This window comes from Geobacillus stearothermophilus ATCC 12980 (assembly GCF_030369615.1).
GTDB classification, from domain to species: Bacteria; Bacillota; Bacilli; order Bacillales; family Anoxybacillaceae; genus Geobacillus; species Geobacillus stearothermophilus.
This window is the reverse complement of sequence record NZ_CP128494.1, coordinates 1,593,204-1,619,093: the sequence shown is the minus strand read 5'-3', so window position 1 is coordinate 1,619,093 and position 25,890 is coordinate 1,593,204. Positions and strand designations below refer to the sequence as shown.

Sequence of the window (25,890 nt, the reverse complement as noted above, 5' to 3'; positions counted from 1 at the left end):
AGGGGGAAAAGGACATGGGAAACACACTTCCAATCCGCCTCGGCTTGATTGGAGCTGGAGGCATTTCCAAAGAACATATCAAGGCGGCGCTAAACCTTTCCGAGCGCGTCGTCTTGCAGGCGATTTGCGACGTCAATGAACAAGCGGCCGCGGAGAAAGCGAAAACGTACGGCTTCCGTGAAGTGTATCGCGACTACAAGGAACTGCTCGCCTCACCAGATGTCGATGCCGTCATCATTACCGTGCCGAATTTTTTGCACGCCCAAGTGTCAGTCGACAGCTTGCGGGCCGGGAAACACGTGCTTTGCGAAAAGCCGATGGTGACGAAAGCGGAAGAGGCCGACGCCATCATCCGCGCCCGTGATGAGTCGGGAAAACAGTTTATGGTGTCGTTGAACAACCGCTTCCGCCAAGCAGCGCAATGGCTGCATGAGCGAATTCAATCCGGTGCGTTCGGCGAGATTTATTACGCGAAAACGGGCTGGGTGCGCCGCCGCGGCATTCCCGCATGGGGGGCATGGTTTTTTGACCGCGAGCGCTCCGGCGGCGGTCCGCTCATTGACTTGGGTGTCCATATGCTCGATGTGACCCTTTGGCTACTCGGCAATCCGAACCCGGTTGCCGTGACAGGGAAAACGTACGCGAAGTTTGGCCCGCGTCGCCAAGGGGCATGGCCGGGAACGACGTTTTCGCCTGATGCCGCCTATACGGTCGAAGATTTCGCCGCGGCGTTCATCCAGCTCGAAAATGACGCGACGGTGCTGCTGGAGACGATCTGGGCGTCGCACATTGAAGAAGAGCGGGCATATGTCGAATTTCTTGGCACGGAAGGCGGCGTGCGCTGGGAGTGGAACATCGCCGGCAACCGCCAAGAAGTGAAATGGTTCCGCAACGAACACGGCGTTTCGGCCGATGTCACGCTCCATTTTGAGGACCAGGGCGAACGGGTGGCGCTCCTTGACCACTTTGTCACGAGCATCACGGAGGAGACGGCACCGCTTTGCACGGCGGAACAAGGGCTTATGATCGCTAAAGTGTTGGAAGCGATTTACGAGTCGTCCGAACAAGGACGGCAAGTCCGCATTGAATGGTGAGAAGCGGTGCTGGCTTCCCGCGAGCTGTGAACCAAAAACAAGCCGTCCTTGCCTTTGTCAACTACCCCCACTTAGCTAACGCTTGAAGTGGGGGGCTTGCAACTCCCCAGAAGTACAAGCGGACTTCGTCCTCCTTCCTTGACTTGGGGTTGCATCAGGGCAGGTTGACAACTACCCAACGACGCAGGTCATGCCTGCATCGTTACCGATTCTCTCGGTGTGTCTGTTGGCAGTACTTGGCTTCCACACACAACAGACGGATCTACGCTCGATGTTTTACGGTTACAACGTTTCCTGTAACCAACTCCATACATCGAGTAGCAGTTATTGGAGTGCCTTTATTAAACGGTTTTCTCCACGCCTTTATTATATCATACACAAAAGAAAAGGGGAACGCGCATTCCTCTCCCACTTACTCCCTTTGGTCGTTGAAGTGGGAGTCTCCTGCGCGAGATAGGATGAACGCAATCCGAAAAAAACAAGGGGGATCCATGAATGACTACACCCATTCGCGTCGTCGTTTGGAACGAATTTCGCCATGAAAAGAAAAATGAACAAGTAAGAGCGATTTATCCGGAAGGCATGCATACTGTCATCGCGAGCTACCTGGCTGAAGCGGGATTTGACGCCGCGACCGCTGTCTTGGACGAACCGGAGCACGGCTTGACCGACGAGGTGCTCGACCGGTGCGACGTCCTCGTCTGGTGGGGGCATATCGCCCATGACGAAGTGAAAGATGAGGTGGTCGAACGCGTCCACCGCCGCGTGCTCGAAGGAATGGGGCTCATTGTCCTTCATTCCGGCCATTTCTCGAAAATTTTCAAAACGCTGATGGGGACGACATGCAATTTGAAATGGCGCGAGGCGGATGAAAAAGAGCGTCTCTGGGTCGTCGCCCCGGGCCATCCGATCGTCGAAGGAATCGGTCCGTACATCGAGCTTGAGCAGGAAGAAATGTACGGCGAGTTTTTCGACATCCCAGAGCCGGACGAAACGATTTTCATCAGCTGGTTTGAAGGTGGAGAAGTGTTCCGCAGCGGCTGCACGTTCACGCGCGGGAAAGGGAAAATTTTCTACTTCCGCCCTGGCCATGAAACGTATCCGACGTACCATCACCCGGATGTGCTGAAAGTGATCGCCAACGCCGTCCGCTGGGCCGCGCCAGTCAACCGCGGGGAAATCGTTTTCGGCAACGTCAAGCCGCTTGAGCCGATCAAAGCGAAACAAAGAGGGGTGACGCCATGAACCAGATCAACGTCGGTATTATCGGCACCGGCTTTTCCGCTTCTTCCCATATTGAGGCGCTCCGCCGCCTGCCGTTTGTGAACATCGTCGCCATCGCCTCAAGCAGCCAAGAAAAAGCGGAGGAAGCCGCTCGCCGATTCGGGATTCCGAAAGCGTACGGCGACTACCGCGCTTTAATTGACGACCCGGACGTCGAAGCCGTGCACAACTGCACGCGCAACGTCCTCCATTTCCCGATCAACAAGGCCGCGCTCGAGGCAGGGAAACATTTGTTGTCGGAGAAGCCACTCGCCATGGACAGCGAACAGTCGGCGGAATTAAAGCGGCTCGCTGCACAAAGCGAAAGCCTTAGCGCGGTCTGCTTCAACTACCGTCACTACCCGCTCGTTGTCGAGGCGAAAGAGCGGCTCGCCCGTGAGGCGAAGCGCGTTCATTTCGTGTACGGCGGCTATGTGCAAGACTGGCTCTTGTATGACACGGACTACAACTGGCGGCTCGACCCGGCGCAAAACGGCCCGTCGCGCGCCATCGCCGACATCGGTTCGCACTGGTGCGACACGGTGCAATACGTGCTCGGCAAGAAAATCGTCGAAGTGTTCGCCGACTTGCGCACTGTCCATCCGGTCCGCTACAAGCCGAAGCAGGAAGGGAGCACGTTTGCATCCGGGCATGCTCAAGACGCCGAGCCCGTCCAGATTGACACGGAAGACGGCGGCAGCGTGCTCGTCCATTTTGACGACGGCACCCACGGGGCGTTTACGATTTCGCAAGTGAGCGCCGGCCGGAAAAACCGACTCTATTTTGAAATCGCCGCCGATGAGATGACGCTCGCCTGGGACCAAGAGCACCCGAACCGCCTCTGGGTCGGGCGCCGCAGCGGCCCGAACGAAGAAATCGTCCGCGACCCGGCGCTTTTGTCGCCGCAAGCCGCCGCTTACGCCCATTACCCGGGCGGCCATGAAGAAGGCTGGCCGGACGGGCTGAAAAATTTGTTCCGTGATTTTTATGGTGCCATCATCCGGAAACAATGCGGCGAGGCGCTTGGGGAACTGCCGTTTGCGACGATCGCCGACGGCCACCATACGATGAGGATCGTCGACGCCATTTTGGAAAGCCATCGCACAAAACAATGGGTGCGGGTGGCGGAATAAGCGTGGGAGTTCGTTCGATCCGCTCATCCGACGAGAAGCAACAACAGCGCGGCGCGGCGGCCGTCCGGCCGTTGCGCGCCGTCAAAAGGGGGAGAATGACAAAATGAAAGTAGGCGTATTCACCGTCTTGTATCAACAGCTGCCGTTTGAGGAAATGCTGGACAAAGTCGCCGCCATGGGCATCGAAGCCGTTGAGCTTGGCACCGGCAATTACCCGGGCAGCGCCCATTGCGATCCCGACGCGCTGTTGGATCAGCCGGAAAACATCAAAGCGCTGAAAAAAGCTGTCGCCGACCGCGGCCTCGTCATCAGCGCGTTAAGCTGCCATGGCAACCCGCTTCATCCGGACAAAACGTTCGCGAAACAGTCACATGACACGTGGCGGAAAACGGTCAGGCTCGCCGAGCAGTTCGAAGTCCCGGTCATCAACGCCTTCTCCGGCTGCCCGGGCGACCATCCCGGCTCCAAATACCCGAACTGGGTCACATGCTCCTGGCCGCCGGATTACTTGGAAATTTTAAAATGGCAATGGGAAGAAGTCGTCATTCCGTACTGGCGCGAAGAAGCCGCGTTCGCCAAGGAGCACGGCATCACGCAAATCGCCTTTGAAATGCATCCGGGCTTTGTCGTCTACAACCCGGAAACGCTCCTCAAACTGCGCGAACATGTCGGCGACGCGATCGGCGCCAACTTCGACCCGAGCCACCTGCTTTGGCAAGGCATCGACCCGGTTGAGGCGATCAAACTGCTCGGCCGCGAAAAAGCGATTTTCCATGTCCATGCGAAAGACACGTACCTAGACGAAGCGAACATCCGCAAAAACGGCGTGCTCGATACGAAACATTACAGCCAAATCCTCGACCGCTCGTGGGTGTTCCGCACCGTTGGCTACGGACAAAGCGAAAAAATGTGGCGCGACATCGTCAGCGCCCTGCGCGCCGTCGGCTACGACTACGTGCTGTCGATCGAACATGAAGACATGCTCGCTTCGATCGATGAAGGGCTGTCCAAAGCCGTCGCGCTTTTGAAAAAGGTGCTGTTCAAAGAAGAACTGCCCGAGATGTGGTGGGCGTAAAAAGAAGGCGGCAAGGGAAAATGATCCCTTGCCGCCCGCCGTTCCAGCGTAAGCGTGAAAAAGCCCCTCCAACGCCTGCCAAGAGGCGCACCTGCTTTAGACCACTTGCGCCGTCTCGCGGCCAACGCGCCCTTTCATGAACAGCAGCCGGTGCCCGTCCACCGTCAAATCGATCATCGCGCCATCCAACACATCATCGCCTGACTTTTTTCCGTTTGCCTGCAAGTACGCGACCCGGTACCACTTGCGCCCGTACTCAAAATACATGTACCGCCCGCGCCGGAAATCGATCCAAAACTTCACCGCCTCGCCATTTACGTTCTTCCATACATACCCCCACGCCCGGTCTTGGCGGATCGGCGCCATTTTTGGACGCGCGGAATTGATGGCTTCATAATACAGGCGGTGTTTGATGTCAAACAGCACCATCCCGTTTGCCTCCTTTTGGACATGATACTATATGTATAGCGCCAAACGGGCAAAAATAGACATGCTGGCTCACTCATTTCGTCTCAGCATTCGCCCTGCGAGCAACCGAACGGCCAACGTCAACAGAAACATTGTAACGAGTGAGTATTCCCACTTCCAACCATGATATTCGATCAAATCCGTATGCCGTTCAAAGACAACCTCAAGGGCTGTCAGCACCGCCGCATACCCCGCGCATTGCGCCGCCACACCCGGCCAGCGCGCCCGGCGCGAGGTGGCATAGACGTACACACTGACAACCGGATAGAGAAGATATTCAAAAATGACGCTGTTATTTGTATAAGAAGCAAAAAAAACGGACCGGATACTCGAGCAGCCCGGCCCCCGCCACGATCGAACCGAAAAAACTCGCCGCATATGAATTGAGCAAAAACGAAAGCCATACTTCCCTTGGTGAAAAAACGCGGAAGCTGAGCCCCAGCAAACCGATGCCCACCGCAGCAAGAAGCCAAAGGATCGAGTGTTCCATCATAGCCCCCAAGCGCGAATGATGTCGATTTTTCTTAGTATGGAATGAAAGAGGGGGGAGTATGTGAAATTTTTGGTGTTTTCATTTTGCAACAGGCAATAGGCCTTAGAAACGACGGTCTTCTGTGTGTTCTTTCCTATGAAAAAAAGGCGAAATTTTGTAAAATGGTAGTATAGTTTTGTAAATGGAGGAATGGACATGCCGATATACAACAAACTCGTTCGCGACTGCATTCCAACCATTATTGAACAAGCGGGAAAAACGTTCACAACCCGCATACTTGACGATGAAGAGTATAGGAAAGAACTGCAGAAAAAAGCGTTTGAGGAGCTTGAGGAATACGTCCAAGCGGAAACGGATGAGGCGGCTCTTGAAGAGCTCGCAGACGTGTTGCTCGCAGACGTGTTGGAAATTATCCATGCTTTGGCTGAATGCCATGGCGCTTCGATCGAGCAAGTGGAACAAATCCGCGCCAAAAAGGCAGAGAAGCGCGGCGGCTTTCGGGAGAAAATTTTCTTGATTGAGGTTCACGATGAGTAAGGTGGAGTTGATTTCCAAACGCCTCCTTGACAAGCTGCAGGAACAGATAGGACGCTCGTCGACGATATACATACTGACATCGTTTGCCATGAAGTCCGGGGTTCGCTTATTGAAGGACAGTTTGCGGGCAGCTGCAGGGCGGGGGGCGGATATCAAAATTTGCGTTGGTGATTACTTGTTTGTCACTCAGCCAGAGGCGTTGCGCGAGCTCATATCCATCCACCCGGACATCGAGGTCCGCTTGTATCGGAGTGAGGGAATTTCCTTTCATCCAAAAGCGTACCTATTTGAAGATGCAGAAGGCGGCTACTTCATTGTCGGTTCTTCCAACTTGTCCCGTTCGGCGCTCACTGACGGTGTCGAATGGAACCTTGGACTGGATAAGAGCGTTGATGAGGATGTATTTGCGGAAGCGATGGAGCAGTTTTTAAAGCTGTTTTACGCTCCGGAAACGGTGCCGGTCAATGCCGAAACAGCCGCTGACTATGAAAAGCAGCATCAAGACTATCATCAGCGGCACCCCAATTTAGCCCGCATATGGGCGGAGAATGAGGAAATCGAGTTGATGCTTCCGACGGAAACGGAGAAGAAGCAAGAGGAGGAGACGGCGGACAAGATCGATGTTGTCCATGAAACGGCGGCGCCATATGGAACGATCCAGCCGCGCTTTGCCCAAGTTGAGGCGTTGGAGCGGTTGGAAGCTGCCTATGAAGAAGGGTACGACAAAGCGATGGTTGTCATGGCGACCGGGCTGGGAAAAACATACTTGGCCGCTTTTTTTGCCCGCCGTTTTTCGCGGGTGCTGTTTATCGCCCATCGCGAAGAAATTCTTCGCCAGGCGAAGCAGTCGTTTGAACGCGTGATTCCTGATCGAACAGCAGGACTGTACGATGGCAATCAAAAAGAAGGAAATGCCGACATGGTGTTTGCCTCGATCTTTACGTTGAGCATGAAAAAACATTTGCATTCGTTTCGTCCCGACGCATTTGACTTGATCATTGTCGACGAGTTCCACCATGCGGCAGCCCGCTCGTACGAACGCGTCCTTTGTTATTTTCAGCCGAAATTTTTGCTTGGCATCACTGCTACTCCAGATCGGAGCGACAACAAAGACGTATACGCCCTTTGCGACGGAAATGTCGCGTATCGCATCGATTTTATCGAAGCGGTGCAGCGCGGTTGGTTGGCTCCCTTCCATTATTACGGGGTCTACGACGACACAGACTATTCGCAAATCAAGTGGCTTGGCAATCGCTATGATGAGGAAGAGCTGCTTCAAGTGCAGCTTCGCGAGGAGATGGCGGAGAAGATTTTGCGAGCGTGGGAGAAGTATAAGAAAACAAGGACGCTTGTCTTTTGTTCATCGATCAGGCAAGCTGATTTCCTGTCCCAATATTTCCAGCGTCACGGCTACCGGACGGTCAGCCTTCATTCGAAGCAGACGGCCATTTCGCGCCAGCAGGCCATTGCCATGTTGGAGCGCCGTGAATTGGATGCTATTTTCACCGTGGACTTATTCAATGAAGGAGTGGACATTCCTTCCGTTGATACGCTCTTATTTGTAAGGCCAACGGAATCCTTAACTGTCTTCACCCAGCAAGTGGGGCGCGGGCTGCGGCTGTATGAAGGGAAAGACTATTGCGTCATTATCGATTTAATCGGAAACTACCGCAATGCGGATGTCAAACTGCGTCTGTTTGATACGTGGCGAGATGAGACAAAGAAAACGGCGCGGGAACCCATTGTGCCAACCGTTCCAGAAACGTGCGAACTGCATCTTGATATACAAGCCATCCATCTTCTCGAAGAGATGCAGAAAAAACGCCAGCCACGCAAAGAACGGCTGCTTGCTGATTATCGGGAGCTGAAACAGGAGCTTGGCAGACGGCCGACGTATTTGGAACTGCATCTCCATGGCCGAAGTGAAGCAGCGGAATACAAACAAGAGTTCGGATCTTATGTCGGCTTTTTATATTGGGCAGGGGAGTTGTCGGAGCTGGAAAAGGAAGTGTTCCGAAAATACGAACCATGGCTTGTTGAAGTGGAGCGCACGGTGATGTCGAAAAGCTACAAAATGGTGGTCCTAAAAGCTATGCTGGAGCGCGGGTCATCGGGCTGGCATGAGCCAATTACCCCGCAACAAGCGGCGGCGTTCTTTCACCGGTACTTAACGGAAAAAGAATATCGGAAGCGCATTGATTTTTCCGATGGGGAAACGAAACGCCTTTGGCAGTACGACGAGGAAAAGGTGAGCAAACTGATCGCCCGCATGCCGATGACGAAATGGAGCGGCAGTTCGAATGGGCTGATTTCCTTTGCAAACAACGTTTTTGCGCTCCAATTTGCCATTGAGGACGAGCATCAAGAAATATTGCACAACTGGACAAAAGAGATTTGCGAGTATCGATTGCATGTGTATTTTGAAAGGAAGGGGGGATGAGAGAACTCTTCTCTTTTTTATGGTAGTTTACGGTGATTGCAAGAAAATACTGTCGGGCATCAGATTCGAGCAAGTGGTTGTAAGCATGCGCCCGATTCCCCATAAGGATGTTGTCAGGGCGGTTCAAGTCACGAGCCGCTTCCCGTCTGTTCATGGTGCCCCTATTCATATTGGCGACCCGAAACTTATAGGGATTCATGATATTTATAAGCCTGATTTTGGGGATCCGGTCACCATCCGTGAGGAGGAAACCCCGGTATTTTGGGCCTGTGGGGTCACCCCCCAAGCGGTTGCTATGGAAGTAAAGCCGGATATCATGATTACGCATGCCCCAGGACATATGTTTATTACCGATCTGCGCGATGAGCAGCTTGGGGTTTTATAAGCTGAACTGCCTGCTCTGGTTGGTGAATATCCGAAGTGGGAAGCTGTGAGGGTGCGGCTGTACGGCGGCTTTGCAGCAGCACATGCTCACCGCACTAGCAGTGAATGCTTGGCGTCTGGTTGTGCGGTGGGCCGCTCCTTTTTTTAATGTTTCAAAAAGTAAAAATTATTGATTGACTTGCCTGTCAAAACAGTCTATTCTGTTACTGTTACGACTTTTAGGAAGCAGAGGAGAGATGAGCAATGAGTGTAGCGCAGGAAAGAAGAGGGTATTTTGGCGAGTTTGGCGGCAACTTTGTTCCGCCTGAACTGCAGGAAGTGCTTGACTACTTGGAAGAGCAGTTTCTGAAATATAAAGATGACCCGGAATTCAATGAGGAGTTTCGAACCTATTTGCGGGAGTATGTCGGCCGTGAGAGTCCGCTGACGTTTGCGGCGCGGTTGACGGAGCGGCTCGGCGGGGCGAAGATTTATTTGAAGCGCGAAGATTTGAACCATACCGGTTCGCATAAAATCAACAACGTGATCGGGCAAATTTTATTGGCGAAGCGGATGGGCGCGAAGCGGGTCATTGCGGAGACAGGCGCAGGCCAGCACGGGGTGGCGACCGCTACCGCATGCGCCATGTTTGGCATCGATTGTACCATTTATATGGGAGAAGAAGATACGAAGCGCCAGGCGCTCAATGTGTTCCGCATGGAGCTGTTAGGGGCGAAAGTCGTGTCGGTCTCGAAAGGTCAAGGACGATTGAAGGATGCCGTGGACGAGGCGCTGAACGATCTTGTGCAAAACTATAAGACTACATTTTACTTGCTTGGTTCGGCGGTTGGTCCGCATCCGTACCCGTCGATGGTGAAACATTTTCAGTCGGTTATTAGCGAAGAGAGCAAGCGGCAGATTGTAGAGAAGGAAGGACGTCTTCCGGATGCGGTAGTGGCCTGCGTCGGCGGGGGAAGCAACGCCATCGGGGCGTTCGCCCACTACTTGGATGAACCGAGCGTGCGGCTCATCGGTGTCGAGCCGGAGAAGGCAGCGACGCTAACGAAGGGCGTTCCGGCCGTGTTGCATGGATTCAAGTGTTTGGTGCTCCTTGATGAAAATGGAAACCTGCAGCCGACATACTCGATTGCCGCCGGGCTTGATTACCCGGGCATTGGTCCGGAACATAGCTACTTGAAAGTGTCCGGGCGGGCTGAGTATTATACGGTCACGAACGAAGAAGTGCTTGAGGCGTTTCAACTGCTGTCTAAAACAGAAGGAATCATCCCAGCTCTCGAGAGCGCCCATGCGGTGGCGTACGCTATCAAGCTTGCGCCGACGTTAAGCAAAGACCAAATCATCATTGTGAATTTGTCGGGGCGCGGGGATAAGGATGTTGAGCAAGTGTTTTCCATGTTGCAATCGTGAAGAAAGCAGGCGGTTGTTCACGACGGTGTTCGCGTGAAGCCGCCTGCTTATTTGTAATCATCTTCCGCCGAGAAAATCTCGCTTTTACCCGTAAATGTAAGTCGGGATGAATCCGGGCTTCCTTTGCGAATCTCCCTATTGCCCCCAATGGGCAAAAAGTATACAATGGATGTAAATAGAACAAACGTTCTTTTTGAGGAGGGAGGGCTATGCACAAAGCCTATCGCTTTCGGCTGTATCCCACCCGAACACAGGCAAAACTCCTCAACGAGACGATTGGGTGCTGCCGATTTGTGTACAATCACTTTTTGGCCGAGTGGAAGGAGACGTATGAAACCACGGGAAAAGGACTCGGCTACAACGAGTGTTCCAAACGATTGACAGTTTTGAAGAAAACCCTTCCATGGCTGAAAACCTCTGATTCAACCGCCTTGCAAAACGCACTGCAGCAGTTGGCCGAGGCGTTTGACCGGTTCTTCGAGGGAACGGCGAACGCTCCCCGCTTCAAAAGCAAAAAACACCCGAACCAATCGTACACCGCCCAGTGCAACTACCCAAAGAACGGACGCCCTACGATCGAAGTGGACGGCCATCGGTTGAAACTTCCCAAGCTCGGATGGGTGAAGTTCGCCAAAAACCGCGAGGTGGAAGGCCGCATTCTCTCCGCCACGATTCGTCGAAATCGAGTGGGGAAGTATTTCGTCTCCATTCTCGTGGAAACGGATATTCCCCCATTGCCCCAAACCGACAAGAAAGTGGGCGTCGATTTGGGGTTGAAACAGATCGTAGTGCTTTCCACAGGCGAAACGATCGAACACCCCCGGTATTGGCGCCGGTATGAAGAAAAGCTCGCCTACTGGCAGCGGGTGATGGCTCGTCGAAAGCCAGGCGGTTCGAACTGGGAGAAAGCCCGTTTGAAAGTGGCCAAGCTTCATGAAAAAATCGCCAACTGCCGGAACGATTTCCTGCACAAACTGTCCACCCGCCTCATCCGCGAAAACCAAGTGGTGTGCGTGGAGGACTTGCGTGTTAGGAACATGCAAAAGAATCGCAAGCTGGCTAAATCCATTTCCGATTCCGCGTGGGGGAGTTTTCTTCGCATGCTCGAGTATAAAGCGACATGGTACGGGCGGACGGTGGTTCGTGTTGCGAGCACGTTTCCCTCGAGTCAATTGTGCTCGTGCTGCGGGCATCGGCACGTCGAGGTGAAATCGCTTGGCATTCGCGAGTGGGTGTGCCCCGCCTGCGGAGCCGAACATGACCGGGACCATAACGCTGCCCGGAATATTCTAAATGAAGGGCTTCGACTGCTGTCGTTGTAGGGCGGCTGAACCGTGGGACGCACGGGGATGGCTTGGCGGACATCCTGCCGCGGGGCGGGTGTTCCCAAGAATCTCCCACCTCGAAATGCGGGCGGGAGAGCGTTCAACTGAACGGAGAGGGATTATAAGGCCGCTTGTTTGCAGCGGCCTTAGTTGAGCGCTCCAATGAGCGCATCCTTGGTATCACAGTGAGGCGCTAACTAATCGCCACTCCTGCACTCGCATACCCCATGACGGAAGCGGCGATTGAAAGGCCGGAAGTGGTGATGAAAAACGCCATGAGCAGCCGGTCGCCAGTATTGACAGGCACGTTTAATCCTGTGATGATGCCGCTGTCGTTTTGGGCTAGGGAGATGGGAAAGGTGATTGATGGCGTTAATGTAATGAGCGTGCCTGGAATAGGCGAAAATACGTTGCTGGATGGAGAAGTGGCGATATACAATTGAGCGCGGATCGTAGCCGTTCCTAAAAGCGCTGTGCCCGTTGTGGCGGAAAAATTGGCTGCGACAGCAGTAATGATTCCTGAACCTTGAAGAACGCAACTCCGCATGCAGATGTCAGGAAACGGCGAACAAAACGCCCGCCCTCGGCAACGGGTATTCCCGCTGCAGAAGGCGGGCAGTCTCGCCCCATCAGATCTCCCTGTTGGGCCATCAGTGCCAGCCGCCGAACGGTTGTCTCGGGCGTCACATACCCTTGGTCAAAGTCGGGCGTCGCCTTGGGCCGCATGGCTGCGATATCTTGAAAAGCAGCAAGGACGCTGTCAAAAGGCGGCCTCAGAACAATACCGCGCCCCGCGCAAACCTCACAGCGCTGTTCGGCCACCCGTTCTAGGCCCATACCCCTTTCCAGCAGCGAAATAGCATTTTTGCTGCTTTCGATAGGGAAACGATAAAAGACGCGCTGAAGTTGGAAGAATTTTTTTAAGGTTCCATAAGCATGGTGTTTTTATTAAGGTTTAAATCGGTAATAGCGGTATGGTGTTTTTCGCCTCTAGTTTTTCCATCATTTCATACCAATCCCTTGGTTTGTTCGATAAGACAGAATAATAACGTTTCAAAAACTTCACAACAAGATCCGCTGGAAGTTCATTCACGCTATCGTCCATCGGAAGGAAACAAAGATCAAGCCCGGTTACGGCTTCTCCATCATTGTTCCAAGATGGATGGACATAAGGGAAGTCAAGCCGCTTATATCCCAAATGAGATAATACCTCACGACGAACATATGGATCCATCGGCTTAATCCCGCCAAATTCATAATGCTTCACCCGATAAGGATCATAAATCTCGGCGAACATGCCATACAACTGCTTTCCATTTGCAGCGGCCCAATTTTGCAAATCCTCCAGCCGCTTTTTGGCTAAAAACCGGCCGATCCCCAGTCCTGCTTGGCCGATAATGGTGAAATCTGTCATCGCGACATTTAAATCTTCATAATAACGGTACTCCGTTGCGCCTACTACCTCTCCTTCGTGAACAGCAACGCACACACGAATTCCCGGATCTTCCAGAGGCTCTTTCCACAAATCAAATGCCAATACTTCTTCCGGAGGAAATACATTTTGCATCAATTGATGCATTTTCTTAAACAAAGGGTCTTCAATGCTCGTAATTCTGCGATACTCCATTTTCATCATTCTCCTTTAAGATTTTGCGCGATAAAAAGGATTTTTCCATTCCATCAGTGCAGCATAATTGCACGATTCTTCATCTTCTAAATAGTTCGCCACCACTTTGACAGGTGTGCGGCCGCAGCGAAGCAGGAAGGTAATAACAGGATCTTTCAATTTGCCTTTTACTACCGCTTCGAGATATTGCTCCGCTGTCATCTCATGCGCTTTTTTATGATAGCCAGGCATCCTCCCTCCGCCTAACAGCCGCTCTAGTCCCAAATGAACAACCACTTCATACATGGATAGCATCAGCCATTTTCCCAGCCCCCATTTGCGGTAGGCAGGGCGCACGCCAATATCAACGACATAAAGCGTATTCCCGTTTGGGTTATGGTTACGGATATATCCATGATCCGTGATCTCTTCCCATGTATGGTCCGGATGGCTGGGGTCAAAGTCGACAATAAGCCCTGTCATTGACCCCGCAATTTCGCCATTCACCTCAACACATAAGGCTCCCTCTGGAAAGAGTGTCACATGGTTTTTCAGCTGTTCCGTATTCCACCATAATTCAGACGGGAATGGCGGAGGAAAACTTTCCTGTTGAATGCGGATTAATCCAGGAAAGTCCTTTTCTTCATAATTTCGGATCACCGCTGGAACAGGACGATCTTGGTCAAAGACATAAAACTCCTTTCGATACATTCTTACCCCTCCTCTCTCATTATCCATCTAGCAACGTATCGCCCATTCATGTGGCGATACTGATATTATTAGGCACATCATTCCATTTAACAAGTAGATACTTTCGTGTTACATAGTGTGAAAAATTATACCTAAAAATAAAAAAAGAAATTCGGAATATTTTTTCCAGACCTTCCTCGCATTCGAACAGCCATGCCTAGTCCACATTATTGTGTAAAATCCATTCTCCATCCAGTGAACTTGGATCACTGGAAAACAAAAGCACTTTTTTGCCGTTTTTCTTTTTACGCCATTTTCGGGACTCCATCAACAGTCATCAACGCATATACAGAAAAACCAACGGACAGCGGTTCTTTCATAAAGATGGTTGTCCGTTGGTTTTTCGCGTCTAATTATAAAACTTATTGCTTTCCTCATTATCTTTCATGTATGTATTTCTTTGTTTACCAGCAAAAAAAGGAAAGTGCACACGAGTGTTGATTATCCAAAATTATACATACGCCTTCCATAAATTTGGGCATACTCAAACAAAGCAGCGGCCATCCCGGATTTCCAATCGAGAGGAAGCTACCCAGAGAAAAAACGGCGAACGAACGAAATGAAGGAAAGAGAGACGTTCGTCCGTTTTTTGGTTTGATCATACAGCCATCGCAGCAACACATACGCGATGAATGCCGCAAACAGTTGGTTGTATACCGCATTTTCCGTCGTGCCAAACAAGGTCGGGACATTCAGATATTGCTTCACCCAACGGAAAAAGACCTCAACAGTCCAACGTTGTTGGTACATGTCGGCAATGGTTTCCGCAGACGCATGGAAGAGGTTCGTCACGACCCGAATGTCGCGGCCATTCGCATCTCGAAAGATCACCACCCGGTGACGCTTGGTGGAGCGGCATTGTTTCGTCCCCAACTGGCACGTGAAGTCGGCTTGAACCGATGAGGATGTGCTGGAAAGGCGTTACAAGCTTTTTTTCTGATGAAGTTCGATGTTGTCCTTCATCCGAATGACAAAGAGCTGATGCTGCTCCACAAATCGATCGAGGCGTTCGATTTTGAAATACGCCCGGTCTTCCACCAGCACTTGTTGAGCGTTCGTCAACTGTTCTCCCACTGGGCCATCATGACGCAGCCCGATGGTTTCCACCACGTCTGCCGGCAACGAGGATTCCGGCGAATACGCGACGTGCAGCTTCACTCCGGCGCGTTCGCCGTGATACGGCGCCCATGGCAGGCGGTTTTTCCCGACCGTGACGGTCGTCGAATCCACCACCCGAAGCGGTTTGGGAAACCGAAGCGAACGGCGGGTTTGGCGGTTGCACTTGGAAATGATCAACGCCAACAAGCGTTTCATGATGTCATAGGGAACTTCTTTCGCTTTCTTGGATACAGTTGAATAATGGAATCGCGGCAATCCATACAGAGGCCCCACGTCAGCTCCATGGCGAAAGCTTTTCCATTGATGCATGGCGGCCAGCAGGAAGAAGTGAATCAACTCGCGCAACGTAAAGGTTCGAGACGAACCACGATACCCAACCGCTTCGGCAATCAGTTGAATCTCTTCATCCGAAACAAGTTTTTGCATCAAATTCGGGAGTGTGGTATGCTTGTTCATAGAGAGCACCTCCTGGGTTTGTTTGTGTTGCTACTCACATTCTACAGGAAAGGTGCTCTTTTTTCTATACCCTTTGGATTTTATTGGATAATCAACACGCCTGTAAAAACACTTCAAAATTCGAAATAATTAATAATGAAGTGACAATAAGCAAAAGCATCGACAAAACGATCATAAATATAAGCGTCATGACCCAAATTCCTCATCCCCATAACCTCGGGGACAAAGGGTTCATTAGCCGTGACTTGCAAAAAAAGCTGTATGAAGAATACCAAATGGCGCTTTGGACTCCGTCTCGAAAAAACCAGAAACATCGTCCTCCTGAGACATGGGAGCAGTGGATCAAACAAAAACGCAAAGTGATCGAGACGGTGTTCTCGGTTCTGGTTGACCAATACCGGATCACAGAGATTCGAGCGAATTCAATGATCGGATTTGAAGTAGCGCTCGATGGCATATTGTTAGCCTATTCTAGTTACACTTGGGGTAGTTGAGCGCTAAAGCTCAACTAGCACCACGGGTAATTATAATCATCACTTAAGATGATGGATTGTTTATGTGCATTATGCATTCGCTATGCGTTTGTGAACATGCTCTTAATGCATTGCAAAAGCAGTCTAGCTACTTTTCATTCTTAAAAGATAGTGTCCATCCGTTTCTTTATTGATATAGTATTTTGCCATCCATTCTCCTTTGATAGGTTTCACCTTCAGCGTTTTAGCAAAAGGAGTCCCCGCCTTCACTTCCCCTTTTTCAACCAGTTTGCCGTTAGGGTTATATAATGCATACTTCAAGCTTCCTTCCCGCAAGTCAATACGATGTTCGATGAGCAGTTGATCAAATTTGTTTTCGTCGACATTAATGGTCGCTTCAAACACATGGTATTGTGGTTCGTACTCCTCTGGGAGAAATGTTCCCTCGGCTGATGATTCAAAATTTTGCTTATTGTAAAAAGCATAATACCATCCACTAAGTATAATCGCTGTCATAATGACCGCAATGACAGACCAAATTCCTTTTTTATTCATTGTCTTTCCCCCTTCGTGTCTGATTGGATTTGTCCATCGACAATTCGAACGATTCGTTTCGTATAAGAAGCAACTTTTTCATCATGTGTGATGACAATAATGCATTTCCCTTCTTCGTTCATTTGGCAAAGAAGTTCCATCAGCCTCGCTCCGTTTTCTTGATCCAATGCACCTGTTGGTTCATCTGCAAGCACGATATCGGTTTCTGCCGCCATTGCGCGTGCAATGGCCACTCGCTGCTTTTGCCCTCCTGACAACTTCGAGACATTCTTTTTTCTTAAATCGGCAATACCAAGTTTCTCTAAATAATAATCCACTTTTTCTTTTATCTCCTTTTTACTTATATCCCGCTTAAACAGCGGAAGAGCGACATTCTCAAAAACGGTGAAGTTATGCATGAGAGCAAAATGCTGAAAGACAAAACTGATCGTTCTGTTTCGAATTTGGCTGAGTTCTTTATCACGCAATGTTGTTACATTAATCCCATTAAGACGATAAATGCCTTCCGTTGGCACATCCATACAGCCAATAATATTTAATAACGTAGATTTTCCTGATCCGGAAGGACCCATAATAGAAACGAATTCACCATTATGCACCTTTAGATCAATGCCTTTTAACGCAACGGTTGTGTACTCATCTTTCCCGTACTTTTTCGAAATCTTCTCCAACTCAATGAGAGCCATCGTTACTCTCTCCCTTCCACCAACTCCCGTAATTCCAACTTTTTAATGTTCCATAATGGAATAATGGCTGAAAATAGTATAATGAATATAGCGATGATCGCTACTTTCCCATACAACCACCATGTAAAGGCCTCTAACCGGATGTTATAGCCTAAAAAATCATTATTGACTTCGGTCAGATAGCTGACGATGACACCGATGACGGCGGAAATTCCTATAAGGAAAAACAGTTCCATGATCAGCATGAACGAAATATCTCGTTTACTCGCCCCTGTCACCATCATCACACCGAATTCATATTTTCGTGCACGAATCGATGAAATTGTTACAGAAATCACACCGATCAAGGTCACTACGAGAAAAAATGTTCCGATAGCTAAAGCATAATGATTGCTTTTACGGGTATTCTCTTGATAAGCATCAACATCTTTTCGAACAGTTTGCAAAACAGGAGAAATCCCTAATTCTTTCCCCTTTTTCATAATAGCTGCTTTAACGTCCTTAAATTGTTTTTCAGAATGAAGCTGGATGAACGTATTATGTAATCGCACGGCAACACTGATCGGTCGGCCCTCTCTTTGCTCTGGAAAAAAAGGAGCGACAAAAAAATGATCCAAGTTGTCAGCGGGACTGACAAAATAGTCATTTCCTGACAGCCATCTACTTCCCTTTTCAAGTATCCCGACTACTTCATACGTCACTTTAATAGTTTTTTCTCCTGCACCGGTTTCAGCTTTAAAACGGTCCCCGATGCGAAAAACATCACGATAATCGTATCCCACTAAAACAGGGATCACATCGTTGTTTTCTTTTTGGAAATCTGCTTCTTCTAACATTCTTCCCTTTATAACGACAAACTTTGTGAACAGGCGATATATATCATAATCGAAATAAATAATGCCTGAACTCTCAATATCATCTTCTCTTCTTGTCCCCGCATACAATTGCTTATTCCGCTGCTGATATTTTTGCCATTTAGGAAAATCTTGAGGTACGATGCTAGTTGTGTTAAATGATCCGTATCCTTTGATTTCTGGTAAACTTTTTATGTATGTTTCTAATTGCCGAAACCGCTCCGCAAACCACTGAGTATCATCCCCATCCGGCATCGTCAACTTCACTGTCTTATACTCATCCATCTTAGAGATGGAAAAAAGCTGTTTTTCTTGATAGTTGAGCGTATCTATGGTAATTAACGCATGGTTAATCATCCAAAATGAGACGACAAGCTGGAGTGCCATCAACAAGATTGATAGTTTTCTTTTTACAATGGATGCAAAAGCAATCCTCGTATATTTCATCGTTCTACCGCCTTTATCTTCTATTCATCACATCAACAGGTTGTATTTTAATCGCTTTTATCGCCGGAATAATAATAGTTAGCGCGGCTGAAAGCACAACAAATAGAACTGCTGTAGATAGATGGGTGATGGAAATATTGATAGGATAATCAATCCATTGTTCAATAACACGGTTGAACGCCAGCTGTATCGTATATCCAATAATAACGGATGTACTGGAAATTAAACACATCTCCCAGAAAAGCATGGAAACAATATCATAATTACTATAACCAAACGCCTTTTTAATACCAATTTCATACGTTCTTTCTTGAATCCAATAAGAAGTAAGATTAATGGCATTCACAATGGCTAATAAATAAATCATTACCATCAACGAGAGTCGTTCACTTAGCTCAACATGGAACATTGTATTACTCATGTAAGGCGAAACGTCCATTTGTGCTTCAGGAAACAACTGTTCCATATTGTTTCGAATAATTTTTTCATCCGGATACGTATCCTTAACCGGGTTATGAATGGTCAAATGTAGCTGTTTCGTACTTGTTAATTTATTAATTGTATCAGCAGGAAGAGACGTCATTGGAATAACCACTTGATAATCAATCGCCCTTGTCTTTTTTCCTTTAACACCAATGATTCCAATTACTTTGTATTTGTCACGCCCTGCCATGAGATATTGCTCGCTACCTTCGATAATAACATCTTCCATTCTTTCTTTCCCAACAAGCGCTACTTTTTCTCCTCTTCTTACCTCTTTGATCGTAAAATACCGCCCTTGCATTAAAGGAAAACGTTCTACCACTTCTTTTGTCCAATATTCCGGCGTAACCGCCATCATAGCATCACGATGGGGCAATGTGACATCTTCCAAAATAACCCCTGTTTGTGGATCGATACTTTCAAATAGTTCCAAGATATGCTGCCAATTCGGTTCTTTGGCAAAGGTAATGTCTACACTTACGGCATGCCGCGGTTGGTAACGCGCCTGTTCTTGCTCAAGAAGCTGAGAATAGTTAATACTGGAAATTCCTACTGAAATCATCAACACCGACAACGACAAACCTAACACAATAAAAAAAGTGGTAATGGGATGTGCTTTTAATTGATTTTTGATAGAATAGAAAATCACAGATACACCTTCTCTCATAGAAGCTAAGGCACTAATAGTCATTCAAAAAAAGAGCGAGCAAACATAAATGAGTAAATATACTCACTGTAGATGAGCAAATTCACTGACATAAATTGACAACTAAACAAAAAAGGAGACATGAACCGGATTCCTTGGTTAGAATAGATGTACCACCAACTATCCACAAGGAGGTTCATGTCTCATGAATAGATTAGCACATCACCAAGGAATCCACAAGTTTTTCTTCACGCTGGGGTTGACGCTGCAGCTTTCCAAACCGGTCATCAAGCATCTCATTCATATTGTCGATGCCTTGACCACCAAGGGATTCTCGGGAACATTGACTGATATTCATTACTGGAGCTTTCATCCGAATCATCGAACGACGCTCCGTCACTTTTTCACGAAAAGCCCTTGGAACGAGGAAAGGCTGCTTGGGAAGCTTCAAGAGTGGATCCTTTCCCAGGTCGAACGACTGGCCAAACGGAAGAATCAACCCCTTTTTGTTTCGATTGATGATACGATTTGCCAAAAAACAAAGCCTTCGTCACGGGCTGTGCACGCCATTCAAGGGTGCGACTGGCACTACTCGCATAAAGATCATCAATCGGTCTGGGGGCATTCGCTCGTTTGGCTGATGGTGCACACCTTCACGCAGGCGTTCCCATTTGCGTTCCGCCTGTATGACAAGAAAGCGGGAAAAAGCAAGATCGACCTGGCGATCGAGATGCTTTCCTCGCTCAAGGTGAAGCGGGCTCAGCCGGTGTATGTGCTCATGGATTCGTGGTATCCGTCCAAAAAGCTCATCGAAGCCTGTCTGAAACAGGGATTCCATGTCATCGCGATGCTCAAGACGAACCGGATTCTCTACCCGAAAGGCATCGCCATCCAAGCCAAGCAGTTTGCCCGCTATATCGAGTCCAAAGACACCCGCCTCGTCACGGTGGGGCAGGAGCGTTATCGCGTGTATCGCTATGAGGGGGCCATCCATGGCCTCGATGACGCGGTGGTGCTGCTGGCTTGGAAGGCGGATCAGCCGATGGCGCCGGAACATCTTCATTGCATCTTGAGCACCGACCGGGAACTCGGGGACGAAGACATCTTGCGTTACTACGCCCAGCGCTGGACGATCGAGTGCTTTTTCCGGCAGGCGAAAGATCAACTGAAGCTGGATGGATACCGCGTTCGCCACATTCGGGCGGTGAAACGGTATTGGGCGGTGGTGCTGCTCTCCTGCGTGTACAGCATCGCCGAATCCCGACAAAACCTCTCCACCGGGCTGGAGCTTCTTCGGTCGCGGAAAGACCACAGCGTCGTCGAGTTCATTTATGACGCTGCAAAGCAAGATATTCCCATTGATGTGATCAAAAAACCGCTCCGTATCGCGTAAGGGGTACCCTGTTTGTCTCTCTAACCATGGAAATTATTGTAATGAAAAATGCTCATCTACAGTGATGAAGTTCGATGTTGTCCTTCATCCGAATGACAAAGAGCTGATGCTGCTCCACAAATCGATCGAGGCGTTCGATTTTGAAATACGCCCGGTCTTCCACCAGCACTTGTTGAGGGTTCGTCAACTGTTCTCCCACCGGGCCATCATGACGCAGTCCGATGGTTTCCACCACGTCTGCCAGCAACGAGGATTCCGGCGAATACGCGACGTGCAGCTTCACTCCGGCGCGTTCGCCGTGATACGGCGCCCATGGCAGGCGGTTTTTCCCGACCGTGACGGTCGTCGAATCCCCCACCCGAAGCGGTTTGGGAAACCGAAGCGAACGGCGGGTTTGGCGGTTGCACTTGGAAATGATCAACGCCAACAAGCGTTTCATGATGTCATAGGGAACTTCTTTCGCTTTCTTGGATACAGTTGAATAATGGAATCGCGGCAATCCATACAGAGGCCCCACGTCAGCTCCATGGCGAAAGCTTTTCCATTGATGCATGGCGGCCAGCAGGAAGAAGTGAATCAACTCGCGCAACGTAAAGGTTCGAGACGAATCACGATCCCCAACCGCTTCGGCAATCCGTTGAATCTCTTCATCCGAAACAAGTTTTTGCATCAAATTCGGGAGTGTGGTATGCTTGTTCATAGAGAGCACCTCCTGGGTTTGTTTGTGTTGCTACTCACATTCTACAGGAAAGGTGCTCTTTTTTCTATACCCTTTGGATTTTATTGGATAATCAACACGCCTGTTCTTCTAGAAATTATACATGTCAATGCGGATACAAACAACACCGTGACATCCACGGAGCGATGAATTTATTTGCCAAAGTATATTATGGCGAAATTCGCCCGTTGGAATTTACGGTCAAACCGTTTACGTATCGACGGATTGCATAATCAAGAAGTCGTAGATGGCGAGTTCCCGCCCTTGAGTATCGATGATACTCATGTTGCCTGTCGCTCCCAACGGGACGGATGCCAGGCGTTGCCTGCAGATAGGCTGCCGACCAACCTATCACGCATCCACCCCGAAGGGGAAACAGGAAACTCCCACTTCTGTAAGTGGGAGAGGTTCATGAAAGTGAATGTCGAGCTCGATCCGGCTTACAAGGAAATTCGGCAGACCAACATGGGGAAATTGCATCCTACGGAAGAGGAACAACGGGAGATGGAAATCGGTCCAAACCGGTGCGCCGTTCGGTAAAGAGAGAAAGCCGGCATTTTCCAATGCCGGCTTTTTTCCTCTCTTTGCGAGTATAATGAAATGGAAGTGAGGAATAGGAGAGAAAAGGATGACAGGGCATCGTTTTCATTACGAACATGCTGAACGATTATTGGATCCGAAGCGCAAGGAATGGATCGACCCGCAACGGGTCATTTCGATGTTGTCCGTGAAACCGGATGACACGGTCGTCGATCTTGGCGCCGGGAATGGTTATTTCACGATTCCTCTCGCGCAGGCGACAAACGGAAAAGTGTATGCGGTCGATGTGCAGCCAGAAATGATTGAATTGCTAAAACAGCGAGCCGCGAAACTAGCGGTCACCAACATCGAATATCGGGTGGCGGATGTCGCTTCGACCGCCTTGCCTTCGCATTCGGTGGACAAAGGGATCATGGCATTTGTCTTTCATGAGGTGGAACAAAAAGAAGCCGCCCTTGACGAAATTCGCCGTGTGATGAGGCCAAACGGGCAGTTTCTGTTGATCGAATGGGAGACGATGGAAAGCGAAATGGGGCCGCCGCTCCATGAGCGGATTCCGTCGGAGGAACTGTTTTCCTATGTGAAGCAAAAGGCGGGCAACGTGGAACTTGTCCGTTTTCACCCGGCTGTCTATGGTCTTTTGATTCGCTGGGAATAACCAATTGTTGAGGAAAATATTTCTCATTGTCATTATACCGTATAGGGTATATAATGATCATGCATAGGGTGAATAGAGGGGGTGAACCGTTGATCGTTAGCAGTTTGTTCTTCTTTCTCATTCTTTTCGCCGTGGCGTTGTATCGACGCTACTATCCTGTAAAACATATCCCATGCCTTCCGGTAGAAGAGGTGCCGGACGGCTTGCTTCTTCTTGACTTGCGCGATTATAATGAAAGCAACGGCTCCATATTTGGCCAAGCGTTGCATATTCCGGTGGCGTATTTGAAACGGCATGCGCGGGATATTCCGCCAAAGCCGCTTCATATCATCGTTCAGGATGACATCGAAAAAAACGTCGGCATCCGCCTGTTGCGCCGCTATGGCTATGAGGTGAACAGCTATTCGATCACGGCTTGCGATTGTCAAGAAAGGGGGCGAACGAGCCGATGGAATATAACAAAGAGATCAAAAACCGCTTAAAACGGATTGAAGGACAAATTAAAGGCGTCCTTGGCATGATGGAACAAGGGAAAGACTGCAAGAGCGTCGTTTCCCAGCTGTCGGCGGCGCGCAATGCCATTGACCGCGCCATTGCCGTCATCGTCAGCACCAATTTGGAACATTGTCTTCGTGAAAGCATGGAAAAAGGGGAAAGCACAGACAGTCTTGTCAAAGAAGCAGTGGAACTGCTTGTGAAAAGCCGTTAATGCGTTGCTCAACAAAAAGGTGTTGACAACGTTCTTTTTCTCGTAGTAATATACCCATAGGGGTAATGGTAATAAAACGTATGATATCAAGGAGGTTATCAAAATGAACGCAACGAAAGTATTGGATGCAAAAGGATTGGCCTGCCCGATGCCGGTGGTGAGAGCGAAAAAAGCGATGGACGAATTGCAATCAGGTCAAGTGCTCGAGGTGCACACGACCGATAAAGGGGCGAAAAACGATTTGCCGGCATGGGCGAAAGCGAGCGGCCATACGGTGCTTGAGATGAAAGAAGACAACGGTGTGTTGATGTTCTGGATCCAAAAAGGATAATGTGTGCACATTTTTATACCCATACAGGTATGAAAGGAAGGAGGCAGCCAGATGACACAGCCGAAGAAAAAGACGACGATCATTTTGTTCAGCGGCGACTATGACAAGGCGATGGCGGCTTACATCATCGCCAACGGCGCCGCTGCCTACGACCATGACGTGACGATCTTTCATACGTTCTGGGGGCTGAACGCCTTGCGGAAAGAGGCGTCGGTTCCAGTGCAAAAAGGGTTTCTTGAAAAGATGTTCGCGAAAATGATGCCGCGCGGCGCGGACCGCATGGGGCTGTCGCGCATGAATTTTGCCGGCATCGGCCCGAAGTTGATCAAAAAGGTCATCAAAAAGCATAACGCCATGCCGCTTCCGCAGTTGATCGAGATGGCGAAGGAGCAAGGCGTGAAACTCGTCGCTTGCCAAATGACGGTCGATTTGCTTGGGCTGAAGCCGGAGGAATTGATCGACGGCGTTGAGTTTGCTGGCGTCGCCGCGTATTTGGCTGATGCGTCGGAAGGGAACGTGAACTTATTTATTTAACGAGGGAATCATATGTCGCAAACCATCATCAACATCATCCTGTTTGTTTTGCTTGTTTGGTTTTTTGCCAGCCGCTTCATCTCGCCGAAAGGGGTGCGGATGATGACGGCGGCGGAATTGAAACGCCGGTTGAAAGAACCTGGGGTGCAATATATTGATGTGTGCACCCCTTTGGAGTTTCAGTCTTACCATCTGCCAGGGTTTCGGAACATCCCGCTGCACGAATTGACAGCCCGTGCTCACGAACTATCGAAAGAGAAAGAAGTGATTGTCATTTGCCAAAGCGGGATGCGAAGCCAAAAAGCAAGCCGACTGTTAAAGAAAATGGGATTTCAGCACGTGACGAACGTCAAAGGCGGCCTAAACGCCTGGCAGTAGAGGAGGATGATGATGAAAACGATCACGCCAAAAGAGGTAGAAGAACGGCTTCGCGCTGGAGAATCACTTCATATCATTGATGTGCGCGAGCCGGAGGAAGTCGCTGCAGGCAAAATTCCAGGAGCGGTCAATATTCCGCTCGGTTTGATCGAGTTTCGCATGCATGAATTGGACAAAAATGAGGAATACATTCTCGTCTGCCGTTCCGGCGGCCGCAGCGGCCGTGCCGCGGAGTTTCTTGACAGCCGCGGTTACCGCGTCATCAACATGACAGGCGGCATGCTCGCCTGGGAAGGGCCTGTCGAATAAGCTGTAAGGAGGGATTCGTTCATGATTAAAGTTGATATGACCGTTGATGCGAAAGGACTGTCCTGCCCGATGCCGATCGTTCGCACGAAAAAAGCCATCAATGAGCTGCAGCCAGGCCAAGTGCTGGAAGTGCAGGCGACGGATAAGGGATCCAAAGCCGATATCAAAGCATGGGCGGAAAGCACAGGGCATCAATATGTAGGAACAATTGAAGAAAATGGGGTTTTGAAACATTATATCCGCAAGTCAGTGGAACATGAAACACGCAACGAAACGGCATTCCCTCATGTCGTATCGAATGAACAATTGCAAGAAAAACTTCACGATCCTGATTCGTTTGTTTTGGATGTCCGCGAACCGGCGGAGTATGCGTTTGGCCATATTCCGGGCGCCGTTTCAATTCCGCTTGGGGAGCTCGAGAATCGGATGGCCGAACTTCCGAAAGACAAAACGATTTATGTCGTGTGCCGCACAGGGACACGGAGCGATTTGGCTGCGCAAAAGCTGGCCGAAAAAGGATTTGACCGTGTGCGCAACGTCGTTCCCGGCATGTCGCAATGGAACGGGCCGCTTGATTCCGCTCAATCGTAATGAGCGGCCTTTTTTAACAATCAAATATACATTAG

29 protein-coding genes and 4 pseudogenes are annotated in these 25,890 nt (G+C 49.7%); 20 read left to right on the top strand and 13 right to left on the bottom strand.

Features of this window, described 5'->3' with window-relative positions; genetic code table 11:
• Positions 1 to 14: 14 nt before the first annotated feature.
• The 4 genes from QSJ10_RS08705 (at position 15) to QSJ10_RS08690 (ending at position 4,565) form a co-directional block, all read left to right on the top strand.
• The gene (locus tag QSJ10_RS08705) at positions 15 to 1,094 is read left to right on the top strand and encodes a Gfo/Idh/MocA family protein (protein WP_053532336.1); all 1,080 of its coding nucleotides are present in this window, start codon (positions 15 to 17) and stop codon (positions 1,092 to 1,094) included.
• A gap of 495 nt (positions 1,095 to 1,589) precedes the next feature.
• Complete coding sequence (locus QSJ10_RS08700) at positions 1,590 to 2,339, top strand: ThuA domain-containing protein (protein WP_053532588.1); 750 nt, start codon at positions 1,590 to 1,592, stop codon at positions 2,337 to 2,339.
• Positions 2,336 to 3,490 (top strand): Gfo/Idh/MocA family protein, encoded by a 1,155-nt coding sequence (locus QSJ10_RS08695; RefSeq protein WP_053532586.1) that lies wholly within the window; start codon positions 2,336 to 2,338, stop codon positions 3,488 to 3,490. Before QSJ10_RS08700 ends, QSJ10_RS08695 begins: the two co-directional genes overlap by 4 nt.
• 103 nt (positions 3,491 to 3,593) lie before the next feature.
• On the top strand, positions 3,594 to 4,565 hold the full coding sequence (locus tag QSJ10_RS08690; RefSeq protein ID WP_053532584.1) for a sugar phosphate isomerase/epimerase family protein: 972 nt from the start codon (positions 3,594 to 3,596) through the stop codon (positions 4,563 to 4,565).
• A gap of 96 nt (positions 4,566 to 4,661) precedes the next feature.
• Here QSJ10_RS08690 and QSJ10_RS08685 read toward each other — a convergent pair whose 3' ends face one another.
• From QSJ10_RS08685 to QSJ10_RS08675, 3 genes are all read right to left on the bottom strand, one after another.
• Positions 4,662 to 4,994, bottom strand: a complete 333-nt coding sequence (locus QSJ10_RS08685; protein ID WP_015375207.1) for a hypothetical protein — start codon at positions 4,992 to 4,994, stop codon at positions 4,662 to 4,664.
• Positions 4,995 to 5,063: 69 nt separating this feature from the next.
• Positions 5,064 to 5,411: a CBO0543 family protein gene (locus tag QSJ10_RS08680; RefSeq protein ID WP_289492955.1), complete on the bottom strand. Its 348-nt coding sequence runs from the start codon at positions 5,409 to 5,411 to the stop codon at positions 5,064 to 5,066.
• Complete coding sequence (locus QSJ10_RS08675; protein ID WP_289492954.1) at positions 5,326 to 5,523, bottom strand: hypothetical protein; 198 nt, start codon at positions 5,521 to 5,523, stop codon at positions 5,326 to 5,328. Before QSJ10_RS08675 ends, QSJ10_RS08680 begins: the two co-directional genes overlap by 86 nt.
• A gap of 198 nt (positions 5,524 to 5,721) precedes the next feature.
• Here QSJ10_RS08675 and QSJ10_RS08670 point away from each other — a divergent pair, with 198 nt between their 5' ends.
• The 5 genes and pseudogenes from QSJ10_RS08670 to tnpB all read left to right on the top strand — a co-directional run bounded on the left by QSJ10_RS08670 (position 5,722) and on the right by tnpB (position 11,616).
• Positions 5,722 to 6,063, top strand: a complete 342-nt coding sequence (locus QSJ10_RS08670; protein WP_289492953.1) for a nucleoside triphosphate pyrophosphohydrolase — start codon at positions 5,722 to 5,724, stop codon at positions 6,061 to 6,063.
• Positions 6,056 to 8,503, top strand: a complete 2,448-nt coding sequence (locus QSJ10_RS08665) for a DEAD/DEAH box helicase family protein (protein ID WP_053532581.1) — start codon at positions 6,056 to 6,058, stop codon at positions 8,501 to 8,503. Before QSJ10_RS08670 ends, QSJ10_RS08665 begins: the two co-directional genes overlap by 8 nt.
• A gap of 61 nt (positions 8,504 to 8,564) precedes the next feature.
• Positions 8,565 to 8,888, top strand: a pseudogene (locus QSJ10_RS08660) (D-glutamate cyclase family protein); the annotation flags it as partial.
• 242 nt (positions 8,889 to 9,130) lie between these two features.
• A complete protein-coding gene (gene trpB, locus QSJ10_RS08655; protein WP_053532579.1) occupies positions 9,131 to 10,294 on the top strand; it encodes a tryptophan synthase subunit beta in 1,164 nt (387 codons plus the stop codon).
• Positions 10,295 to 10,503: 209 nt separating this feature from the next.
• Positions 10,504 to 11,616, top strand: coding sequence for an IS200/IS605 family element RNA-guided endonuclease TnpB (gene tnpB / locus QSJ10_RS08650; RefSeq protein WP_053532577.1), 1,113 nt, complete (start codon positions 10,504 to 10,506; stop codon positions 11,614 to 11,616).
• A gap of 196 nt (positions 11,617 to 11,812) precedes the next feature.
• Here tnpB and QSJ10_RS08645 read toward each other — a convergent pair whose 3' ends face one another.
• The 5 genes and pseudogenes from QSJ10_RS08645 to QSJ10_RS08625 form a co-directional block, all read right to left on the bottom strand.
• The gene (locus QSJ10_RS08645) at positions 11,813 to 12,166 is read right to left on the bottom strand and encodes an exosporium glycoprotein BclB-related protein (protein WP_080706523.1); all 354 of its coding nucleotides are present in this window, start codon (positions 12,164 to 12,166) and stop codon (positions 11,813 to 11,815) included.
• Positions 12,082 to 12,441, bottom strand: coding sequence for a bis-aminopropyl spermidine synthase family protein (locus QSJ10_RS08640; protein WP_289492952.1), 360 nt, complete (start codon positions 12,439 to 12,441; stop codon positions 12,082 to 12,084). The genes QSJ10_RS08645 and QSJ10_RS08640 overlap by 85 nt, the downstream gene beginning before the upstream one ends.
• A gap of 133 nt (positions 12,442 to 12,574) precedes the next feature.
• Positions 12,575 to 13,246 carry a GNAT family N-acetyltransferase gene (locus tag QSJ10_RS08635; RefSeq protein ID WP_033015477.1) on the bottom strand — a complete coding sequence of 224 codons (672 nt, stop codon included), beginning with the start codon at positions 13,244 to 13,246 and terminating at the stop codon, positions 12,575 to 12,577.
• Positions 13,247 to 13,261: 15 nt separating this feature from the next.
• The gene (locus QSJ10_RS08630; protein ID WP_015375151.1) at positions 13,262 to 13,936 is read right to left on the bottom strand and encodes a GNAT family N-acetyltransferase; all 675 of its coding nucleotides are present in this window, start codon (positions 13,934 to 13,936) and stop codon (positions 13,262 to 13,264) included.
• A gap of 480 nt (positions 13,937 to 14,416) precedes the next feature.
• Positions 14,417 to 15,550, bottom strand: a pseudogene (locus tag QSJ10_RS08625) (IS4 family transposase).
• 125 nt (positions 15,551 to 15,675) lie between these two features.
• Between QSJ10_RS08625 and QSJ10_RS08620 the strand changes: the two are divergent.
• Positions 15,676 to 16,051, top strand: a pseudogene (locus tag QSJ10_RS08620) (transposase).
• Between the two features lie 116 nt (positions 16,052 to 16,167).
• Here QSJ10_RS08620 and QSJ10_RS08615 read toward each other — a convergent pair.
• From QSJ10_RS08615 to QSJ10_RS08600, 4 genes are read right to left on the bottom strand one after another with little or no spacing between them, the layout of a single operon-like run.
• The gene (locus QSJ10_RS08615) at positions 16,168 to 16,578 is read right to left on the bottom strand and encodes a hypothetical protein (RefSeq protein WP_094239821.1); all 411 of its coding nucleotides are present in this window, start codon (positions 16,576 to 16,578) and stop codon (positions 16,168 to 16,170) included.
• Complete coding sequence (locus tag QSJ10_RS08610) at positions 16,575 to 17,264, bottom strand: ABC transporter ATP-binding protein (RefSeq protein WP_062679206.1); 690 nt, start codon at positions 17,262 to 17,264, stop codon at positions 16,575 to 16,577. Before QSJ10_RS08610 ends, QSJ10_RS08615 begins: the two co-directional genes overlap by 4 nt.
• Before the next feature lie 2 nt (positions 17,265 to 17,266).
• Positions 17,267 to 18,565, bottom strand: a complete 1,299-nt coding sequence (locus tag QSJ10_RS08605) for an ABC transporter permease (protein WP_287136191.1) — start codon at positions 18,563 to 18,565, stop codon at positions 17,267 to 17,269.
• 13 nt (positions 18,566 to 18,578) lie between these two features.
• Positions 18,579 to 19,697: an ABC transporter permease gene (locus QSJ10_RS08600; RefSeq protein ID WP_094239823.1), complete on the bottom strand. Its 1,119-nt coding sequence runs from the start codon at positions 19,695 to 19,697 to the stop codon at positions 18,579 to 18,581.
• Positions 19,698 to 19,899: 202 nt separating this feature from the next.
• Between QSJ10_RS08600 and QSJ10_RS08595 the strand changes: the two genes are divergently transcribed.
• Positions 19,900 to 21,087, top strand: a complete 1,188-nt coding sequence (locus tag QSJ10_RS08595) for an IS701 family transposase (RefSeq protein WP_289492951.1) — start codon at positions 19,900 to 19,902, stop codon at positions 21,085 to 21,087.
• 64 nt (positions 21,088 to 21,151) lie between these two features.
• On the opposite strand, the pseudogene QSJ10_RS08590 reads toward QSJ10_RS08595, so the two are convergent.
• Positions 21,152 to 21,787, bottom strand: a pseudogene (locus QSJ10_RS08590) (transposase); the annotation flags it as partial.
• Between the two features lie 429 nt (positions 21,788 to 22,216).
• On the opposite strand from QSJ10_RS08590, the gene QSJ10_RS08580 reads away from it, so the two are divergent.
• The 9 genes from QSJ10_RS08580 (at position 22,217) to QSJ10_RS08540 (ending at position 25,855) form a co-directional block, all read left to right on the top strand.
• Positions 22,217 to 22,345 carry a hypothetical protein gene (locus tag QSJ10_RS08580; RefSeq protein ID WP_259463666.1) on the top strand — a complete coding sequence of 43 codons (129 nt, stop codon included), beginning with the start codon at positions 22,217 to 22,219 and terminating at the stop codon, positions 22,343 to 22,345.
• Positions 22,346 to 22,433: 88 nt separating this feature from the next.
• Positions 22,434 to 23,003: a class I SAM-dependent methyltransferase gene (locus QSJ10_RS08575; protein ID WP_015375142.1), complete on the top strand. Its 570-nt coding sequence runs from the start codon at positions 22,434 to 22,436 to the stop codon at positions 23,001 to 23,003.
• A gap of 89 nt (positions 23,004 to 23,092) precedes the next feature.
• Positions 23,093 to 23,485 (top strand): hypothetical protein, encoded by a 393-nt coding sequence (locus tag QSJ10_RS08570; RefSeq protein ID WP_033015468.1) that lies wholly within the window; start codon positions 23,093 to 23,095, stop codon positions 23,483 to 23,485.
• Complete coding sequence (locus QSJ10_RS08565; RefSeq protein WP_013145015.1) at positions 23,452 to 23,712, top strand: metal-sensitive transcriptional regulator; 261 nt, start codon at positions 23,452 to 23,454, stop codon at positions 23,710 to 23,712. Before QSJ10_RS08570 ends, QSJ10_RS08565 begins: the two co-directional genes overlap by 34 nt.
• A gap of 103 nt (positions 23,713 to 23,815) precedes the next feature.
• Positions 23,816 to 24,043: a sulfurtransferase TusA family protein gene (locus QSJ10_RS08560; protein WP_020278577.1), complete on the top strand. Its 228-nt coding sequence runs from the start codon at positions 23,816 to 23,818 to the stop codon at positions 24,041 to 24,043.
• Positions 24,044 to 24,094: 51 nt separating this feature from the next.
• The gene (locus QSJ10_RS08555; RefSeq protein ID WP_015375138.1) at positions 24,095 to 24,577 is read left to right on the top strand and encodes a DsrE/DsrF/DrsH-like family protein; all 483 of its coding nucleotides are present in this window, start codon (positions 24,095 to 24,097) and stop codon (positions 24,575 to 24,577) included.
• A gap of 12 nt (positions 24,578 to 24,589) precedes the next feature.
• The gene (locus QSJ10_RS08550) at positions 24,590 to 24,955 is read left to right on the top strand and encodes a rhodanese-like domain-containing protein (RefSeq protein WP_033015466.1); all 366 of its coding nucleotides are present in this window, start codon (positions 24,590 to 24,592) and stop codon (positions 24,953 to 24,955) included.
• A 12-nt stretch (positions 24,956 to 24,967) separates the two neighbouring features.
• The gene (locus tag QSJ10_RS08545) at positions 24,968 to 25,264 is read left to right on the top strand and encodes a rhodanese-like domain-containing protein (RefSeq protein ID WP_033015463.1); all 297 of its coding nucleotides are present in this window, start codon (positions 24,968 to 24,970) and stop codon (positions 25,262 to 25,264) included.
• A 21-nt stretch (positions 25,265 to 25,285) separates the two neighbouring features.
• Positions 25,286 to 25,855 carry a sulfurtransferase TusA family protein gene (locus QSJ10_RS08540; RefSeq protein ID WP_033015461.1) on the top strand — a complete coding sequence of 190 codons (570 nt, stop codon included), beginning with the start codon at positions 25,286 to 25,288 and terminating at the stop codon, positions 25,853 to 25,855.
• The last annotated feature ends 35 nt before the right edge of the window (positions 25,856 to 25,890 follow it).

Excerpts from the sequence above, each read along its gene's own strand:
- QSJ10_RS08595 (WP_289492951.1), top strand. The coding sequence starts at position 19,900 with ATGAATAGATTAGCACATCACCAAGGAATCCACAAGTTTTTCTTCACG.
- QSJ10_RS08680 (WP_289492955.1), bottom strand. The coding sequence starts at position 5,411 with ATGCGGCGAGTTTTTTCGGTTCGATCGTGGCGGGGGCCGGGCTGCTCG.
- QSJ10_RS08695 (WP_053532586.1), top strand. The coding sequence starts at position 2,336 with ATGAACCAGATCAACGTCGGTATTATCGGCACCGGCTTTTCCGCTTCT.
- QSJ10_RS08605 (WP_287136191.1), bottom strand. The coding sequence starts at position 18,565 with ATGAAATATACGAGGATTGCTTTTGCATCCATTGTAAAAAGAAAACTA.
- QSJ10_RS08540 (WP_033015461.1), top strand. The coding sequence starts at position 25,286 with ATGATTAAAGTTGATATGACCGTTGATGCGAAAGGACTGTCCTGCCCG.
- QSJ10_RS08705 (WP_053532336.1), top strand. The coding sequence starts at position 15 with ATGGGAAACACACTTCCAATCCGCCTCGGCTTGATTGGAGCTGGAGGC.
- QSJ10_RS08610 (WP_062679206.1), bottom strand. The coding sequence starts at position 17,264 with ATGGCTCTCATTGAGTTGGAGAAGATTTCGAAAAAGTACGGGAAAGAT.
- QSJ10_RS08685 (WP_015375207.1), bottom strand. The coding sequence starts at position 4,994 with ATGGTGCTGTTTGACATCAAACACCGCCTGTATTATGAAGCCATCAAT.
- QSJ10_RS08690 (WP_053532584.1), top strand. The coding sequence starts at position 3,594 with ATGAAAGTAGGCGTATTCACCGTCTTGTATCAACAGCTGCCGTTTGAG.
- QSJ10_RS08545 (WP_033015463.1), top strand. The coding sequence starts at position 24,968 with ATGAAAACGATCACGCCAAAAGAGGTAGAAGAACGGCTTCGCGCTGGA.
- QSJ10_RS08670 (WP_289492953.1), top strand. The coding sequence starts at position 5,722 with ATGCCGATATACAACAAACTCGTTCGCGACTGCATTCCAACCATTATT.
- tnpB (WP_053532577.1), top strand. The coding sequence starts at position 10,504 with ATGCACAAAGCCTATCGCTTTCGGCTGTATCCCACCCGAACACAGGCA.
- QSJ10_RS08630 (WP_015375151.1), bottom strand. The coding sequence starts at position 13,936 with ATGTATCGAAAGGAGTTTTATGTCTTTGACCAAGATCGTCCTGTTCCA.
- QSJ10_RS08615 (WP_094239821.1), bottom strand. The coding sequence starts at position 16,578 with ATGAATAAAAAAGGAATTTGGTCTGTCATTGCGGTCATTATGACAGCG.
- QSJ10_RS08565 (WP_013145015.1), top strand. The coding sequence starts at position 23,452 with ATGGAATATAACAAAGAGATCAAAAACCGCTTAAAACGGATTGAAGGA.
- QSJ10_RS08700 (WP_053532588.1), top strand. The coding sequence starts at position 1,590 with ATGACTACACCCATTCGCGTCGTCGTTTGGAACGAATTTCGCCATGAA.
- QSJ10_RS08575 (WP_015375142.1), top strand. The coding sequence starts at position 22,434 with ATGACAGGGCATCGTTTTCATTACGAACATGCTGAACGATTATTGGAT.
- QSJ10_RS08560 (WP_020278577.1), top strand. The coding sequence starts at position 23,816 with ATGAACGCAACGAAAGTATTGGATGCAAAAGGATTGGCCTGCCCGATG.
- QSJ10_RS08555 (WP_015375138.1), top strand. The coding sequence starts at position 24,095 with ATGACACAGCCGAAGAAAAAGACGACGATCATTTTGTTCAGCGGCGAC.
- trpB (WP_053532579.1), top strand. The coding sequence starts at position 9,131 with ATGAGTGTAGCGCAGGAAAGAAGAGGGTATTTTGGCGAGTTTGGCGGC.
- QSJ10_RS08645 (WP_080706523.1), bottom strand. The coding sequence starts at position 12,166 with ATGCGGAGTTGCGTTCTTCAAGGTTCAGGAATCATTACTGCTGTCGCA.
- QSJ10_RS08580 (WP_259463666.1), top strand. The coding sequence starts at position 22,217 with ATGAAAGTGAATGTCGAGCTCGATCCGGCTTACAAGGAAATTCGGCAG.
- QSJ10_RS08675 (WP_289492954.1), bottom strand. The coding sequence starts at position 5,523 with ATGGAACACTCGATCCTTTGGCTTCTTGCTGCGGTGGGCATCGGTTTG.
- QSJ10_RS08550 (WP_033015466.1), top strand. The coding sequence starts at position 24,590 with ATGTCGCAAACCATCATCAACATCATCCTGTTTGTTTTGCTTGTTTGG.
- QSJ10_RS08635 (WP_033015477.1), bottom strand. The coding sequence starts at position 13,246 with ATGGAGTATCGCAGAATTACGAGCATTGAAGACCCTTTGTTTAAGAAA.
- QSJ10_RS08665 (WP_053532581.1), top strand. The coding sequence starts at position 6,056 with ATGAGTAAGGTGGAGTTGATTTCCAAACGCCTCCTTGACAAGCTGCAG.